Consider the following 17,271-nt stretch of genomic DNA (forward strand, 5'->3'; position numbering starts at 1 on the left):
ATGGCTACGCCTCGCCGGTGGTTCGCTTAGGTCGCTGGGTGTGCAGTTCGCGCTGGACGCGGTTTAGGAAAACACCGGAAAATGAATTAAGCTGTACTTCTATGTCCTGCAATTTTCCAAGGAACATGTTGTAGCCAATGGCAGCAGGAATTGCGACTGCAAGGCCGATTGCTGTTGCAACTAGAGCTTCAGAAATACCCGGTGCTACTGCTGCAAGGGCAGCTGACTTCATCTGACCGATGGTCTGGAATGAGTGCATAATGCCCCATACAGTACCGAACAGGCCGATAAATGGTGCAGAGTTTGCGCAGGTTGCAAGGAAAGGAAGTGCTGAGGAAAGAGAAGCAGACTGCATAGATACGCCTTGTTCCAAAGAGCGTTGAACGTTGTCTGCAATAATTGTTGAAGAATGCACGGATTCACGAAGGCGGGTGTATTCGTCTACACCCTGCTGTGCAACAAAGTAGAGCGGAGAAGATGCGTCAGTGCCTACTGCCTGAACAGCATCGCGTAGTGTCTTCGCATTCTGGAATGCTTCAATACCTTTTGTTGCACGTTTTTTTGCAGAACTGAGTGTGAACCACTTGTTGAACATGATTGTCCAACTAATGATGGACATGGTAGCAAGTAAACCAAGTACAATCTTTACAACAATTGTTGCTTGCCCGATGAGCATGAAGATGTTGGTATCGCCCATATATTTCTCCGGTTGATGTTACGGATATTTTTATTTTTAAGTCTGAAGCGTTGTACCCTAAATAAGTTACGGTTTAAAGTTCTTCCATATCTAATTAATATTTTTTAAATTATACGATGGGAACGTAAGTTCATTTACAAAATATCCTGCAACATCAGGTAAAAAGGAGCGCTGTTTTCACTTGTAACCGAAAGTGCCTTGCGTTAGTACGTGGCTTTTAGTAGAAAATAGCACTTTCAAACATTGTTTGAATGCACTCTAACTACTTAGGAATTATCCTGATCATTCAGTGCTTCTCCTCACACACGGAAGCATACCTGAAACACGGCGTTATATTACGTATAGATCAGTGTTTTTATCCCTTTACCCTTGAAGCAGCATGTAAAAGTATGTATTCTTTTGAGAATATGTATTTTTTGGTGCTAGCTGCGAGTCGATGAGACAAACGCAAGGAGACCCGACCATGAGATGCCTACGTTGGCAATCGCTGCTGTTACTCGTTTTACTGAGTATGCTTATGGCAGTACCTGTTTATGCTGAAGAGATGACCCCGAATGAAGACGTTACACAGGATGTGAAAGTTGACCGTGAAGCATCCCCTGAAGAACGTACTGCTGTGGCTGAAGAGATGAAGCAGGCTGCAGAAGCAATTAAATCTGAAGATACGTCTGATATTCAATTTTCAGGAACGTATACTTTGAAAGAAGCGGTTGAAAAAGCTCTCGCTGACAACCCTTCTATTGAAGCAGCCCGTAGAGGCGCAACCAGTGCTGAAGAAAGCAGAAAAGCAGCACGGGGTGCATTTGGGCCAGCTTTAAGCACAACATATGCTGCATCCCATACAGATAATAGTGTATTCAATAACCATAGCACATACCAGTGGGCTGTGGATGTTACTCAGCCAATTTTTACTGGTTTTAGAATTCTTGCTACATACAACAGTGCAGCATTAAATGCACAGAGTCAGGATCTTGCACTGAGTCAGGCAGAATTAAACTTGATTTTCCTTGTTCAGCAGAATTTTATTAACCTCTTGTCAGCACGCGAAAATGTAGAGTCCGCAAAAGACTCCGTAGAGCGTCTTGCTTCCCAGCTTAAGGTTGCACAGGCATTTTACGATGTTGGCCTTAAACCTCGCATTGACGTATTGCGTGCAGAGGCTCAGCTTTCAGAGGCTGAAGACACTCTTATTTCTGCACAAAACGAGGTTGTTATTCAGGAAGCTCGCTTGAATACATTGCTCAACCTTCCGGTTAACGCACATATTAATTACAAAGGTGAGCTTGCTTACTTCCCGTTTGAACAGCCGCTTGAGGTAAGTCTCGATACTGCCGCTCATTACCGCCCAGATATCCTCATTGCCCGTAAGGCAACTGAAATCTCTCAGGAAAATGTAACTATTGCAGCAAGCGAGTTTTACCCACAGATTCAGGGTAAGCTTGAATGGACTAAGAATGGTGATAGTCCTGAAGTAAACGGCTTTGATAATGACGGTAACCCAACCCCTCTTTCAGAGACTACGGTTGGTGCAACTGCTTCATGGAGCCTCTTCTCATGGGGTACCACCTACTTTGCAACAACCAGTGCAAAGCAGACTGTAATGTCTAACAAAGCTTCCGAAGCAAGCACTTGGCAGGAAGCAGCGTTCGAAGTTAAATCTCGTTACTTGAACATCATTAACGCTGCAAAACGTATTAAAGTAGCAGAGAAAACTGTTGCTGCAGCGGAAGAAGCGTATCGTATGGCAGTTGCCCGTTATCAGGCACAGGTTGGCACAAACACCGACGTACTTGATGCACAGGCTGACCTTTCTTCTGCGGAAGCATCTTTGATTACAGCACGTGGTGACTACATGATTTCTGTAGCGTCCTTGTACAATGCAACTGGTCGTAAAGTTCCGGGCCTTACTTCAAGTGACGTGATTAACGAAACTGGCAACGGTCTGGAAGCAGATCTTGCCGATGATATTAAAAAAGATATGGAAGCTGAGCGTAAGGATGATCCTTCCGCAATGAATTAGCTTCTAGGTTACTGACTGACTATCAATAAAAAGGCTGTTCCTATGTAGGAACAGTCTTTTTTTATGATGAGTACTGCGAAGTACGTAGATAGGATAGATGATTAAAATCGATGCCTGACTTCTTTTTACAATGAAAAAAGTGCTGTCCCTCATGTGAAGGACAGCACTTTTTTAACTGAAAGGTAGTGGAGCATAAGCCGCGAGGTTCTAACAACGTGCTTGGCTCGCGTGTAAAAGTTTTTGGAGAGTTCAGAGAAGCCTTTTTTCAAAAAAGGTTCTCTGGCCGCCGGGGGCAAAAGAAAATTGCGCCGGAGGCAGTCTTGTTACATCAAATTCAAATCCCAGTTGAATGGAGATGTTCGTTTTGCTTCCGGTACTGCTGCAGGTGGTCTTTCCATGAGCTTTACAAACATAGTGTAGCCAGCCTGCAGAAGCTGTTGCTTGTTCTTTTCGATATCCATTGGCCATCCTGGGTAGATCCAGGAGTTTTGACCATAGCGACGAAGCCAGAAACATTCACCTTTAGGAGAATAGAAAGGCTCGTTAGGCTTTACGCCTTCCAGAGGGAATCGGGAGATACCCATTGGCCAGTAGCCGTAAAGAACAATACCAAGCGGCAGACAGCTCTGTTTCGGCAGTTCCATAATGTCCTCCTGAGAAAGCTCAGGAGAAATAATAGCGCCTTTGAAGCCCATCTTTTTCAGTGCAGCAATTGCAGCAGGGTTGGATGGGTTGCAGAATGGTCCTGCGATCAGGTCAATATTGCGTTCTCCTTCAAAGAACACCGCCTGCCACGGGGAACCAAGTACAAAGTGACGAGCACCCTGACGAAGCGCCTGCTTGATCATGGAACGCCATTTGTTCTCTTCGTTTGGCCAGATTACAGGCGGTAACCACCAGGACATGCGACCAAAGAGGGTACGTCCGATTGTTTTCAGGGTACGCTGGCCGAGCCATACACCGTTTGCGGTATCGGTAAATTTACCTGCTTTTCCTTGCTTCCCGTGTGGAAGATGATCACGCATCAGGATGGTTACAGAGCGTGGACGTTTTCCAATTGAAGGGTAGCTGAGGGACACATCAATAGCCTGACTCTTTTTCCCCTTGCAGCGGGAGAGCTTGCCTTCCCATTCGCGGAGAATCTTGATGAGTTCTTGTTCGCGGCGGTCGATCAAAAATACAGGTGTGCCGCTTTTTGGGCGCTTACCCGCTGGCGCACGCAGAACAAAGGTGCCGCCTTTCGGCACTGGGTGCGGAACGCGGTCGGTAAAGTGCCATGGCTCGTCTTCGTATCCGATACGCAGGAAGTCAGACTTAAGCAGCTCGAAGCGAGGTTTGAAGAAGTACTTAGGATAAGTACGTTCACCTTTTTTCGCTTTTTTAGGCGGCTCCACAGTAATTTTACCCACAAGGCGACCGGAGCTTGTCTGTTCGCCTGGATCAACAGGGGAACGACGTTTCTGCGGCAGGAATGTACTGTGGGTGGAAGGACGGCCAAGAGCCTGTTCCAGAATCTGCTCTGCTTGCTTACGTGCTTTTGGATCATCAGGGTGATCACGAAGCAGTTTGTACGCTGTAGTTACATAGTACACGTAGTGAGGGCCTTTTTTACGACCTTCAATCTTCCATGACTTGAGGTTTTCAATTGGAAGCAGTGTCTTTGCAAGAACGTCCAGAGACAAATCCTGACAAGAGAAGAAACGACCTTTGCGGGCTTTCTGCTGGTATACACGGCGGCAAGGCTGTACACAGCGACCGCGCAGACCGGATTTACCGCCCATGTAGCTGGACCAGTAACAACGGCCGGATACGCAGTAGCAAAGCGCACCGTGAACAAAAAGTTCAAGAGACATGTTTTCAGGGCATGCATCACTGCACTGGCGAACTTCATCAATATCCAGCTCACGTGGAAGGATGACGCGGTTTACACCCATTTCCTGCGCAACTTTGAATGCAGCAGGGTGGGTAACGTTTGCTAGTGTAGAAAGGTGCAGTTCACCCTTAAAGCCAACCTGTTTTGCCACTTCAACCATGCCTAAGTCCTGCATGATGAGAGCATCCGGACCTACATCGCGCTGGAGTCTACCAATTAGGCGTGCAGCGGAATCAGGATCACCCGGCTTAACAAGTGTATTCATTGCCACGTAGACCTTCCGGTCTTCTTTATGGGCAAGTTCTACCATTTTAGAAAGTTCGGTAGAGGAGAAGTTGTCTGCCGCCATACGTGCGGAGAAGTGTTTTAAGCCGAGGTATACCGCGTCAGCACCCGCAGCCAAGGCAGCGAGAAACGCGTTTTTATCACCGGCAGGAGCCAGAATTTCAGGTTTGTTTTGCATAATATATTATCTCTTATAATTCCGCCGTACCAATGTTGGTAAGCCAATTGCCGGGCAATTGGTTGATAAAAATTTGCTGGCGGAAAAAAATTTCTTCGTAGTCTGCGATGTAGCACATAACCATTGAATTACCCCTTGGCAACTCTAATACGCGCCTGAAGGAAACTCTTTTTAACATTATTTATACAAATACCCTGTTCAATCGGTGTCAAAGCGGCAGTTTGTATCGGCAATTTCTTTTCTACTGCGTTTGTATGATTAATAAATGTGTAGATGAGTTTTAGTGATTACGATTTCTATGATACGTTAATGCCGTTAGGGCGTTTTATTTGGAAAAGTTGAATTGATTACTACTAGGCAGCCCTAAAGTATTGATTGCGGCTAGAGAAGAAAGAACGTACACGTAAACAGCCCGACGTTCGGGTAATACTTTGCTATCAGGATTTACACACTTTGGGCAGAGAAACGATGCCTGAAGAAATTGCAATAAGGTTACAGGAATTATGCATCAGGAACAATGCACTACACTAACAGTCCTTGATAATGTTCCTTTTGGAACAGTATCCGGCGAAAGTCTTTTTTTCGCCCTGCGCATTGAGCGCCCGGAATGGGCAGACTGGCAGCCAGGCCAGTTTGTGATGCTTCGCCCGGAAGGGTGGGCGCTTGATATGATGTGGGCGCGTCCCTTTTCTATTTGTCGTGTGAGCAAGCGCGATCTCGTAATTTTCTTTCAGGTTGTAGGGCGTGGTACCAAACGTCTTTCACAGCTGAAAACAGGTGACAAAGTTGTGTTATGGGGACCACTCGGCACTCCGTTTGCCGTAGAGGATAAGACCCCAACTCTGCTGCTTGCAGGCGGCATCGGCATTGCGCCGCTGGTTGCCTACGCACAAAAGCATCCACAACCGTGGAACCTGCATATGGAGTTCGGGCATAGAATGCCTTTGAACTGCTATCCATTTGAATCCATCAATGAACGCATTACAGCAGCAAGCCACCTTGAACGTGGCCCTGAAGACTTAGCGCATTTTCTTGATCTGGTTGAAACAAGCATTAAAGAATACGCTGAAAGCGATGGTCTTGTGCTTGCGTGTGGCCCTACTCCGTTCCTGCGTGCGGTGCAGGCGTTTGCTGCGAAGCACAATGCTCGCTGCCAGCTTTCTCTTGAAAATCGTATGGCGTGCGGCGTTGGTGCATGTTTGGGTTGTGTAACTAAAACCACAGAAAAAATGACTGCCAAAGGTGTTGCAGCTGGACGCGCACAGGCGTGTGAGCACGGACCTGTATTCTGGTCAGATCAAATTATTCTTGATGAAGAGTAAGGAGGCCTAAATGACAATGAATGTAACGCTTCCAGGCTCTGCTGGTTTACAGTTCAAAAACCCGATTCTTACCGCATCCGGTACATTTGGATACGGTGTAGAGTTCGCTCCATACGGCGACCTAAAAACACTCGGTGGCATTGTTGTCAAAGGGCTTTCCCTTGAGCCGCGTGCAGGTAACCCTATGCCGCGTATTGCAGAAACTCAGTGCGGTATGCTTAATGCCGTTGGTCTGCAAAACTCCGGTGTTGAGACATTCATCACCGAAAAGCTTCCAAAGCTTCCAACCGAAGAGCTGCCGGTTATTGCCAATATCTACGCGTGTGACCCTGCTGAGTTCGGTGAACTTACCGCAGTACTTGCCGCAGAAGAAGGTATTGCAGCAATTGAAGTGAATATTTCTTGCCCGAATGTGCAGGAAGGCGGAATTCTCTTTGGACAAGATCCAAAGCAAGCTGCACGTGTAACAGAGGCCGTAAAAAATGCTGCTGGCAGCAAGCCGGTTATCATTAAGCTCAGCCCGAATGTTACAGATATTACTAGCATCGCTAAAGCCGTAGAAGGTGCCGGTGCAGACGTTATCTCATGCATCAATACTTTGTCCGGTATGGGTGTAGATATTCGTAGCCGTAAGCCGCTTCTTGCAAACGTAATCGGCGGTCTTTCAGGGCCTGCAATCAAGCCTGTAGCGTTGCGTTGTACGCATCAGGTCTGCAACGCTGTATCTATTCCGGTAATCGGTATGGGCGGCATTGCATCAGCAGAAGATGTTCTTGAATTCATTCTCGTAGGTGCACATGCTGTACAGGTTGGTACAGCAAACTTCCTGCGTCCAGATTTTTCCTTCCGTCTTGTGAATCAGCTTGAGCTGCTTATGGAAGAAATGAACATTACTGATCTTGAAGAATTTAGGGGTTCCTTGAAGCTGTAGTTTTTGCTCCGGCGAGGGGCAACTTTCTTTGCGATAGTTGCCTTTAGCGGGTTATGCTTCATTACCTATCGTTGAATATAAAAAAGGGTTGTCCTTCGCATGGAGGGCAGCCCTTTTTTTGTTCTTTAAGCCTGTAGCATTAGGCTGCATGGAGTTTTTAGTGGTTTTTAGGAAGTGGAGTGGGAAAGTCTGTTGCTAATGCTGTAGAGGGACTGTGTGTGCAGTTTTTATGGGGTGTAGGATAGGTAGGCAACAACGATAAGGCGTGGTGAGAACATGCGTTGGGTTGCCCAAAACTGATAGAAAGGTTCGGAGCTGATTGTTTCTTCAGGACAATAGATATGAAAAAAGCCGTATTCGCTTTCGCGAATACGGCTTATGAGTCCAGTGGTGGGTCGTACTGGGCTCGAACCAGTGACTCTCTGCTTAAAAGGCAGATACTCTACCAACTGAGTTAACGACCCGTTCGGAGATGTGATTTATAGATTCCGTGTGTTCTTGTCAAACACTTTTCTGAAAAAATATTTTTTTCTTTCGCGAACTATAATCCGCATCGTTTTCACCCAAAAAAGCCGCATTCGTTTTCCGAATACGGCTTGTGAGTTCAGTGGTGGGTCGTACTGGGCTCGAACCAGTGACTCTCTGCTTAAAAGGCAGATACTCTACCAACTGAGTTAACGACCCTCTCGAGGAATGATTTTCTATAGGCTTCGCTTCCTCATGTCAAATGTTTTTTAATAAAAAAATTGACTCGCGAAAAGCCTTGCTCAAACGATTGGGCAATAAGAGACCGGAACCGAAGTTCCGGTCTTTATATCCAGTGGTGGGTCGTACTGGGCTCGAACCAGTGACTCTCTGCTTAAAAGGCAGATACTCTACCAACTGAGTTAACGACCCGTTTGAGGAGTGCAGTTCTATAGCTGTGCACTCATCTTGTCAAACACTTTTTTAAAAAAAAGTGATTTTTTTATTTAGTTGCCATTTCAGGAGTGATTTTTTCAATACCACCCATGTAAGGACGCAGAGCTTCAGGGATTACGATAGAACCATCTTCTTGCTGGTAGTTCTCAATAATCGCAATCATAGTACGACCGGTTGGCAGGCCGGAACCATTCAGTGTGTGCACAAATTCAGGCTTTTTAGCGCCCTTGCGTTTGAATCTGAGGTTTGCACGGCGAGCCTGAAAATCTACGCAGTTGGAGCAAGAGGAAACTTCACGGTACTTATTCTGTCCCGGCAACCATACTTCAATGTCGTAGGTTTTTGCGGAAGAGAAGCCCATGTCGCCAGTGCACAGGGTTACTACACGGTAGTGCAGGCCAAGGCGCTGGAGGAGGTTTTCTGCATGCTGACGCATTTCTTCAAGTTCTTCATAGGACTTGTCAGGATGCGCGTAACGAACCATTTCAACTTTAGTAAACTGGTGCTGGCGGAAAAGACCTTTAGTGTCTTTACCGTAGCTGCCTGCCTCAGAGCGGAAGCACTGAGTCTGTGCAGTGAAAGCACGTGGCAAGTCTTCTTCTTCCAGAACTTCACCGGAGTGCATATTGGTCAGTGGCACTTCAGCAGTCGGGATGAGGTAGTAGTCTTTATGGTTCAGGCGGAAGAGATCTTCCTCAAATTTTGGCAGCTGACCGGTGCCGGTCATGGTAGTGCTGTTCACGATAGCAGGAGGGAACACTTCAGTGTAGCCGTGTTCAACGGTCTGCATATCGAGGAAAAAGTTGATGAGCGCGCGTTCCAAGCGAGCAGCCCAACCCCACAGTACTGTGAAGCGGGAACCGGTAAGTTTAGCAGCGCGTTCAAAATCGAGGCCGCCCATGGTCTCTGCAATCTCCCAATGTTCTTTAGGAGTGAAGGACATGGATGGTTTTTCGCCCCATTTGTGCAGTTCTACGTTTTCATCTTCGTCTGCACCAACAGGAGCACTTTCGTGCGGTATATTAGGAACAGCAATAAGCCATTCATTCATAGCGGTTTTGATAGTATCCGTTTCAGCATCAAGCTCTTTGATTTTATCGGACAGTGAACCGAGACGGGAAATAAGTTCAGATGCATCTTCGCCTGCGCGTTTCATCTTCGCTACTTCACCGGATGCTTTGTTGCGTTCGTTTTTAAGAGACTCAAGTTCTACGAGTAACTCTCTGCGACGGGTATCGATTTTAGTGAACTCTTCAACATCAATAGAAGAGTTACGCTTAGCCAAAGCTTCGGCTACAACTTGCGGATTTTTCTGCAAAAGTTTGAGATCGAGCATTGAAATGCGGCTCCTTGAAATTTTGTACGATTTGTTAGCATAGCCGCAGGAAAATATGGCGTCAACTTAGATAACCTGACGCCATAATTTTGTAACCTGAAGTGTTTTTACCGGTTCTTATTGAATGCAGCTTTTAATTAACTGAATATCTCTGGATGGTGTTCCTGCAGATAGTCCATAAGGCGTGGGTATTCAAAGTCTTCTACCATTTCACGTTGATCTCCGTGAGTATAATAACCAACCCAGACGGATTCGAGCAACGAGCTTGGACATCCATTTTGTTGTTCATTCATAACCCAGACACGAACATCAATTGCTTTGTGTTCTGTCTGGCGTGTAAACGCAGTGCTTCCTGTTGGGGTGAGCGCGATGGCATATCCAAGGGCAAGCATAATTCTTTGAATATCGTTCTGCACTTCTTCTTGAATAGGAAAATGCTGAATTTTTTGCTTAAACGATTCTGAAAGAAGAGACTGCACTTCCTGTTTCTGGCGAGGTGTACGAGGTTCTGCCATGACTGTGTCCTTTGTTTCTCCTGCCAAGCAGGGACGAGGTAAACATAAACAAAGTAGCTGAATCATTACAAATATGCGAAAACAGTCAGTTTGTGTCAATGAACAATAAAGAAGTTTGTGTGTACATAAAATAGCAAAATGTCGGGAGCGCACGGGGGCTGTGCGTTGCGAGAGGTTGTTGATGGAGTTATTTTTTTTAAAATCGGTAAGTTTTGATGTTGTTTTGCATCATCAATTATAATTATCTTAATTAGACAAAAAGAAACGACCACACAACGCTGTGTGGTCGTTCTTTTTGAAGAGTTGGAACAGACAACATTTTGATTAGTGTAATCAGCTAGGTCCGTTTTTCTTTAAGATAACGTGCAAGGGCCTGTTCGGCACTTTTATTCATATTTAAAAACTCAACACCAATGACAGATGTATCATTTTTAACATTTGTCCAGATTACACGAGTTATTACGCGAACTTGGTATGGTAACTCGTTAGTGAAAAGGGTGCTGTTTTGTAATTTCTTCTCAAATCCGGGAAGGTCTATACAGACTTGTTGAACACTTCCTTTGGGGATTATTGACCCGACTTCGAGCATTGCTCCTTTGGAGGTAATATCTATGCATTCTGCCTTAAATGCCGGCTGGCAGGACATAGGAAAGACAAATTCTGCAATGGATGCTGTAAACGGGTAAGAGTAACGTGGTATTGCCCGGCGTTCTTGATGATGAGCCTCTTGTGGCATGTTGCAATCGTCCCATATTGATTAAAGGGGTTGTGTGTGCCGCGTAGTTTTGTCCCTAATAGTTGTATTAAGAATCATTAAGTGAGTGCTTGCGGGGAATATCACAGTAAATACTTATAGAGGCTATTATAAATTGCCTGTTATTTTAGGCAAGTATCGTCTTCTTGCCAGACTTATTTGAATGTTGTAGGCACTCAACAACATGCTGTGACTGTCTAGAAAAATGTAGTTGGATGCGACGCACATGCGTTTTTCTTTGGTGGGCTGCTCCTTAATAGTTGTGGCATTGTGTTTTGAAAGTTGTATCTCTCGAAATAAACAAATAAATTTTAAATAGATATAGAGGAAGAAGTCATGGCAAAATGTCCTTGCGGTTCCGATCTTGAATTTTCTGCATGTTGTGAACCTATTATCGCTGGTAAGACTCCTGCTCCTACCGCAGAAGCTCTTATGCGTTCCCGTTACGCAGCGCATGCGACAGGTTTCTACGAATACCTCGGCACTTCCATGCATCCGGATATGCGTGGTGACCTTTCTGTAGACGAAATTAAAGAATGGTCCGAAAAGATTACTTGGACTGGCCTTGAGATCATCGACACTAAAGATGGTGGTGAAAATGATGAGATTGGTGAAGTTGAGTTTGTAGCAAACTACAAACTCGGCGGTGTGCCACAGCAGTTGCACGAGCACAGCTTCTTCCGTAAAGAAGGCAACGACTGGTACTACGTAGAAGGAATGGTTCAGAATCACGACACCTACCGTCGTGAAACTCCTAAAGTAGGCCGTAACGAACCTTGTCCTTGCGGTTCCGGTAAAAAATACAAAAAATGTTGTGGTAAGAACTAGTTATCACAATTGATAGAAGTGCTTCGGTGCTTTGTTCTTCCCGAAATTTTTTTGGTGGGAAGACGCTCTAGCCATAAGTAGTCTGTTACTCAGGTTGAGTTTCGGGAAGGGCTTTATGGCTTGTTATAATGTGATTTTTAAGGGCAGTTGTTTGCTAAAACAACTGCCCTTATTTTTTACAATATTACCAGTCAGGGGAATTTATACAGTCTAACTAGCTTTGGTTCAGTAGCCATTGTCTGCCGTAGGCGGCTTGGCCGAGTGAGATGCATCCATCGTTAGGTGGTAGCTGTGTATGCTGTATCACCGTGAAGCCTAGCTCTGCGAGTGCCTTCGGTAATTCGGTTCCTACAGTGAAGCTTTGCATGACACCGCCGGAAAGAGCAATTGTGTTTATGTCTGTATCTTTTGCTGCATGTGCCACGAGCTGTGCGCAACCATGGATAAGTCCAAGATGGAATTTACGGGCGATGATACCTATGGCTACGCCACGCTGCCAGTCTTCGTAGCATTGCTGGAATAGGTTAATGCTGTCTAATTCGAGCAATTCACCTGATGTGTTGAGCGGGCAATTGTAACCTTCTGTAATTGAAAGGTCTTGTGCATCCTCTAAAAGGATGGCGGCTTCACCTTCGTAGGTGACGGTGTGACAGATTCCGAGCATGGCGGATACAGCATCGAACAGGCGCCCACAGGAAGATGTTATCGGGGTGTTGATATTACGTTCCAGCAGCTGCGGTAAGAATTTGGATTGTTGGCTGAATTGCTTATTCCATGTCCATTCTTTTTCAGATTGGTTAATTCCTGCGTTCCAGAGGATGCCTTGTGCAATGCGCCACGGTTCATGAATGGCGGTCTCGCCACCTGGAAGTGGAATGTGTGCCAATCTTCCGAGTCTTTTGTGCTTTAATGATTGGTTGTTAACACACAATAGCTCGCCACCCCAGATAGTACCGTCTTCACCATATCCAGTTCCATCTAAGGCCAGCCCCAGGGCGGTTCCGCTAAATTTGTTTTCAGCCAGTACACTGTAAATGTGCGCTGCGTGATGTTGAAGACCGAGAACCGGAATGTTGCGTTCTTGGCCGTAGTCGCGCGCAAATCGGGTTGTCATATAGTCTGGATGCAGGTCGTGCACGACTGCTTCGACTTCTATTTCAAGAATCTGAGGTAAAAATTCTGCAATTTCTTCATAGAAGGAATACACCTCTAAATTCTGCATGTCGCCGATATGCTGGGAAACGAACGCTTCATTGTCGCGTGTGTAGCAGAGTGTATTTTTAAGCTCTGGTCCTACACCAAGCACAGATGGTGCTTTGTTTTCCATAAAGACAGGGCGAGGCGTAAAGCCTCTGGCACGGCGGAAGAATTGCGGTTTACCGGTGCCTTTTTGAACGCGCACAACGGAATCATCAACACGTACAAGAATGTCTCGGTTATGGAGAAGGAATACGTCTGCAAGGACATGCAGGCGCTTGAGCGCTTCGCGGTTACCAAGTGCGATAGGTTCACTGCTCATATTGCCGGATGTCATAACAAGAACGGGCAGCTCGCTTATCTTTTGAGCGAAATATTTGAAGAGAATGTGGTGTAGTGGTGTGTATGGGAGCATTACGCCGATGTACTGCGTGCCGGGATTGAGCGCTTTTGCAATGGGTGCATCGCTGCGCTGTTTGCATAGAACGATAGGTCGCTCCTTAGTAACCAGCAGCTTTTCCTCTTCTTCTGTAAGGTCCGCAATGGCTCGAGCGGTTTCAATATCCTTTGCCATGACGGCAAGCGGCTTGCCCCAGCGGTTTTTGCGTGTGCGTAACGTTTCTATAGCTTGCTGACCTTGGTCTCCTGTTGCCATACAAGCAAGGTGAAAGCCTCCTAAGCCTTTGACGGCAGCGATGTGACCATTTGCCAAAGCTTCGGCAGTCTGCACAATGGCTTCAGTGCCGCGGCATTGTTCAGTCCCATCAGGTTTTGTCAGCCAGACGTAGGGGCCGCAGACATCACAGGCATTAGGCTGTGCATGAAAACGTCTGTCTAATGGGTCTTCATATTCTGATTTGCAATCAGGGCACAGAGGGAAGCATGACATGGATGTCTTGGCTCTGTCATACGGAATAGATTTTGTGATGGTGTAACGCGGGCCGCAGTTGGTGCAGTTCGTAAATGGATACTCATACCTGCGGTTTTCTGGATCGGCCATGTCCCGCAAGCAATCATCACAGGTGGCAACGTCAGCACTGATAAGGACACGGTTGCCCTTTTTGCCTTCGCTCGCCAAAATTGTAAATTCTGTTTCGTCGTCAACAGCGGGAAGTTCATCCTCTGTTTTAGAAGTAACTTCCGCCAGTGGCGGCAGTTTGTCTACCAAGTCGAATGCGAAACCAGCTAGTGCTTCTTCATCCCCTTGCACCTCAATAAATACTCCATCAGAAGTATTGCTTACAGTGCCAGTTACTTTGTTTTCCAAAGCAATTCGGTACACGAATGGACGAAATCCAACACCCTGAACCTGACCAGTAATGATATAGCGCTTGCGGCGTACAAGATGAGTCATACAAAACTATACCGTAAATACAGTAGAGAGAAAAGAGACGGTGCTAAGCAAATATAGAAATTACAATTTTGCCAAAAATGGTTTTAAAAGTAACATGCTACAATAATTTACTATAGTACTACGTTATGATTGGCGAGCAGCATATAAATGGCATTCATGGTCCCTGAACACTTGAATATTCTTGGAACGTCGGCTACCAGTTAGGTCTTGTTTGAACAATTTTGTAGTATGGAGAAACTATGGCGACTGAAAAATTAGGAAATCGCATTCGCAAGTTTAGGGAAGAGCGCGGTTTGAGCCGTGCAGAGCTTGCTGAAGAAGCTGATTTGACTGAATTATTTGTAACTGCTTTGGAAGAAGAGGATTTGTACCCTTCCATTGCTCCTTTGCAGAAAATTGCACGTGCGCTTGGCGTTCGCCTCGGCACATTTATGGATGATGAAATTTCTGTTGATCCGCTGATCGTACGTAAGGCTAGCCGTGAAGCTGATCTGACTATGCAAAAAGCTGGTGATAAGAGCCCAAGCTTCATGTTCCATTCTTTGGGTAAAGGCAAAACTGATCGTAATATGGAACCTTTTTTCATCCATATTACACCGGAACCAGAAGAAGACCGTAAAATTTCTTCACATCAGGGTGAAGAGTTTATCGTTGTTACTTCCGGCAAGTTGCTTATTCGTTACGGTAAAGAAGAACATATCCTTGAAGCTGGCGACAGTGCTTATTTTAACTCCATCGTTCCGCATTATGTAGGTGCGGCAGATGGTGAAGACGCTGAAATTTACGCAGTAATCTATTACCCTGACTAGGAAATTCCATGCAAGCATTCGAACTTCGCGAAAGAACCCTTGGTCAGATTCTTGATGAAGCCGTTGCAAAGTATCCGGATAACGATGCTGTTGTATACGTAGACCGTGATTACAGGCAGACCTACAAAGAATTTGGCAAGGTGGTTGATGATCTGGCGCAGGGGCTTATGGCTCTTGGTGTCCAGCGGGGCGAAAAAGTTGCCGTATGGGCAACAAACGTTCCTTATTGGGTTGCACTACAGTTTGCGACAGCAAAAATTGGTGCCATCCTACTAACCGTAAATACCAACTACCGTAAAAGCGAACTAGAATACCTGCTATCTCAGTCTGAATGCGAAAACCTTTTTATTATGGATGGTTATCGCGATCATGACTATGTTCAGACTATTTACGATATGATTCCAGAGCTGCGTCACCAGTCTCGCGGTAAGCTCAGTGTGGACAAGCTTCCGTCTTTGAAACGCGTGATGTTCCTTGGTGTTGAGAAGCATCGTGGTATGTATTCCATTCCGGAAATCATGGCGATGAAAGCAATGGTATCTGACGACGAATATCAGGAACGGCAGGACTCCCTTTCTCCATACGATGTGGTGAACATGCAGTACACTTCCGGTACTACAGGTTTCCCTAAAGGAGTTATGCTGACACACGTTGGTATTGGTCTTAACGGTTACTGGATTGGTGAGAACCAGAACTTTACTGATAAAGACAGGCTTTGCCTGCCTGTTCCGCTGTTCCACTGCTTTGGTTGCGTGCTTGGCGTTCTTGCTGCCGTAAACCATGGTGCAGCGCTTGTAATTCTGGAAAACTTCTCACCTGTGCACATCATGGCTTCTGTGGATCAGGAGCGCTGTACCGCGCTGTATGGCGTGCCGACAATGTTCCTTGCAGTCCTTGAGCACAAGATGTTCTCCAAGTTCGATTATTCTTCACTTCGTACAGGCATTATGGCTGGTTCTATTTGTCCGGAGCCGCTCATGAAGCGCGTTATCGAAGACATGAACATGAAAGAAGTAACCATCTGTTACGGGCTTACAGAAGGTTCTCCTGTAATGACACAGACGTTGCCGCATGACAGTTTCGAGCGTCGTACCCAGACTGTTGGTAAGAAAATGCCGGGTATTGAAGTGCGTATTATTGATCCTGAAACAGGTGAAGAATGTCCACGCGGAACGCAGGGTGAAGTTGTCTGTCGTGGCTACAACGTCATGAAAGGCTACTACGCAATGCCGGAAGCTACAGCGGCAGCGATTGATGAAGATAAGTGGCTGCATTCTGGCGACCTCGGTGTCATGGATGAAGACGGATATATCGTCATTACAGGCCGTATTAAAGATATGATCATTCGTGGTGGTGAAAACATTTACCCACGTGAGATAGAAGAGTTCCTTTATGGCATGGACGGTGTACACGACGTACAGGTTGTTGGCATTCCAAGCCATAAATACGGTGAAGAAGTTGCAGCCTTCATTATTAATAAAGAAGGTTATGATCTTGCACCGGAAGATGTTCGTGACTACTGCCGTGGCAGAATTGCATGGCATAAAGTTCCACGTTACATCGCCTTTGTTGAAGAGTATCCGATGACTGCATCAGGTAAGATTCAGAAGTTTAAGCTTCGCGATGACTGCAAAGAGTACTTCGGCGATATTCGATAACAACGAATCACTAAAAAGGGTGGAGCTTCAGCTCCGCCCTTTTTTTTGTCTTCGGCAGTCTAAGAGGCTTGTTTCACAAACCTTAGCTATAACTTTCTTTGAAAACGTAAAAGGTCTGTCCTTAATTATTTGGACAGACCTTTTTTATTTTAAGCAGTTGTTTTTTTGATAACGAGTTTTGCAAGGTAGTCTTTTTGCGGCTACCAGCGGCATAAGAAACAGGAGATCTCCGCCCTTAAAGGTTTCTGGAGATTCATAAGAGAGGTTCTTGAGCCGCCGGAGGCAGAAGCCCCGCAGGGTCACCGAAGGCGAAAAAGCAATCTAGCGAATATACGTTGGGATATTGATAAAGACTTCGCGTGTGAACGTAGTCATTTTTTCCATAATCCACGGGAAGGCGATGAGCAGTGAGACGAATATTGCGATAATTTTTGGTACGAAGGTCAGAGTCTGTTCCTGTACCTGTGTTGCTGCCTGAATGATAGAAACAATCAGACCGACAATGAGACCTACGAGGAGCATAGGCAGTGAGATCATGAGCGTAAGTTCAATGGCTTTACGTGCATAGCCGATGACAAATTCGGGAGTCATGT

General features: G+C 45.9%; 13 protein-coding genes and 3 tRNA genes. 6 read left to right on the forward strand and 10 right to left on the reverse strand.

All coding sequences use genetic code 11. The features are described 5' to 3' along the window. Positions 1 to 4 precede the first annotated feature (4 nt). Positions 5 to 697, reverse strand: a complete 693-nt coding sequence (gene tolQ / locus BUR09_RS04985) for a protein TolQ (protein ID WP_074215864.1) — start codon at positions 695 to 697, stop codon at positions 5 to 7. Positions 698 to 1,160: 463 nt separating this feature from the next. Between tolQ and BUR09_RS04990 the strand changes: the two genes are divergently transcribed. Then, positions 1,161 to 2,717, forward strand: coding sequence for a TolC family protein (locus tag BUR09_RS04990; protein ID WP_074215865.1), 1,557 nt, complete (start codon positions 1,161 to 1,163; stop codon positions 2,715 to 2,717). A gap of 323 nt (positions 2,718 to 3,040) precedes the next feature. Here the strand turns inward: BUR09_RS04990 and BUR09_RS04995 are convergent, their stop codons facing one another. Continuing rightward, complete coding sequence (locus BUR09_RS04995; protein ID WP_074215866.1) at positions 3,041 to 5,053, reverse strand: peptidase U32 family protein; 2,013 nt, start codon at positions 5,051 to 5,053, stop codon at positions 3,041 to 3,043. 503 nt (positions 5,054 to 5,556) lie between these two features. Between BUR09_RS04995 and BUR09_RS05000 the strand changes: the two genes are divergently transcribed. Together BUR09_RS05000 and BUR09_RS05005 are read left to right on the forward strand one after the other, a co-directional pair. Next, positions 5,557 to 6,375 carry a dihydroorotate dehydrogenase electron transfer subunit gene (locus BUR09_RS05000; protein WP_074215867.1) on the forward strand — a complete coding sequence of 273 codons (819 nt, stop codon included), beginning with the start codon at positions 5,557 to 5,559 and terminating at the stop codon, positions 6,373 to 6,375. Between the two features lie 10 nt (positions 6,376 to 6,385). Continuing rightward, on the forward strand, positions 6,386 to 7,306 hold the full coding sequence (locus tag BUR09_RS05005; protein WP_074215868.1) for a dihydroorotate dehydrogenase: 921 nt from the start codon (positions 6,386 to 6,388) through the stop codon (positions 7,304 to 7,306). A 388-nt stretch (positions 7,307 to 7,694) separates the two neighbouring features. Here the strand turns inward: BUR09_RS05005 and BUR09_RS05010 are convergent. The 6 genes from BUR09_RS05010 to BUR09_RS05035 form a co-directional block, all read right to left on the reverse strand. After that, a tRNA-Lys gene (locus BUR09_RS05010) sits at positions 7,695 to 7,770 on the reverse strand. A 144-nt stretch (positions 7,771 to 7,914) separates the two neighbouring features. Then, a tRNA-Lys gene (locus tag BUR09_RS05015) sits at positions 7,915 to 7,990 on the reverse strand. 137 nt (positions 7,991 to 8,127) lie between these two features. Beyond that, a tRNA-Lys gene (locus BUR09_RS05020) sits at positions 8,128 to 8,203 on the reverse strand. Positions 8,204 to 8,273: 70 nt separating this feature from the next. Continuing rightward, positions 8,274 to 9,563 carry a serine--tRNA ligase gene (gene serS / locus BUR09_RS05025; protein WP_074215869.1) on the reverse strand — a complete coding sequence of 430 codons (1,290 nt, stop codon included), beginning with the start codon at positions 9,561 to 9,563 and terminating at the stop codon, positions 8,274 to 8,276. A gap of 137 nt (positions 9,564 to 9,700) precedes the next feature. Further along, a complete protein-coding gene (locus BUR09_RS05030; RefSeq protein ID WP_074215870.1) occupies positions 9,701 to 10,078 on the reverse strand; it encodes a hypothetical protein in 378 nt (125 codons plus the stop codon). Positions 10,079 to 10,415: 337 nt separating this feature from the next. Then, on the reverse strand, positions 10,416 to 10,814 hold the full coding sequence (locus BUR09_RS05035) for a PilZ domain-containing protein (RefSeq protein WP_074215871.1): 399 nt from the start codon (positions 10,812 to 10,814) through the stop codon (positions 10,416 to 10,418). A gap of 354 nt (positions 10,815 to 11,168) precedes the next feature. Between BUR09_RS05035 and BUR09_RS05040 the strand changes: the two genes are divergently transcribed. After that, the gene (locus BUR09_RS05040) at positions 11,169 to 11,660 is read left to right on the forward strand and encodes a YchJ family protein (RefSeq protein WP_074215872.1); all 492 of its coding nucleotides are present in this window, start codon (positions 11,169 to 11,171) and stop codon (positions 11,658 to 11,660) included. Positions 11,661 to 11,874: 214 nt separating this feature from the next. Here BUR09_RS05040 and hypF read toward each other — a convergent pair whose 3' ends face one another. After that, the gene (gene hypF / locus BUR09_RS05045; protein ID WP_074215873.1) at positions 11,875 to 14,211 is read right to left on the reverse strand and encodes a carbamoyltransferase HypF; all 2,337 of its coding nucleotides are present in this window, start codon (positions 14,209 to 14,211) and stop codon (positions 11,875 to 11,877) included. Between the two features lie 239 nt (positions 14,212 to 14,450). Here hypF and BUR09_RS05050 point away from each other — a divergent pair, with 239 nt between their 5' ends. After that, the gene (locus BUR09_RS05050; protein ID WP_074215874.1) at positions 14,451 to 15,020 is read left to right on the forward strand and encodes a cupin domain-containing protein; all 570 of its coding nucleotides are present in this window, start codon (positions 14,451 to 14,453) and stop codon (positions 15,018 to 15,020) included. 8 nt (positions 15,021 to 15,028) lie between these two features. Further along, a complete protein-coding gene (locus BUR09_RS05055) occupies positions 15,029 to 16,678 on the forward strand; it encodes an AMP-binding protein (protein WP_074215875.1) in 1,650 nt (549 codons plus the stop codon). A 321-nt stretch (positions 16,679 to 16,999) separates the two neighbouring features. On the opposite strand, the gene fliQ is transcribed toward BUR09_RS05055, so the two are convergent. Next, on the reverse strand, positions 17,000 to 17,269 hold the full coding sequence (gene fliQ / locus BUR09_RS05060) for a flagellar biosynthesis protein FliQ (RefSeq protein ID WP_074215876.1): 270 nt from the start codon (positions 17,267 to 17,269) through the stop codon (positions 17,000 to 17,002). Positions 17,270 to 17,271: the final 2 nt, after the last annotated feature.

The organism is Halodesulfovibrio marinisediminis DSM 17456, from assembly GCF_900129975.1.
Lineage (GTDB): Bacteria > Desulfobacterota > Desulfovibrionia > Desulfovibrionales > Desulfovibrionaceae > Halodesulfovibrio > Halodesulfovibrio marinisediminis.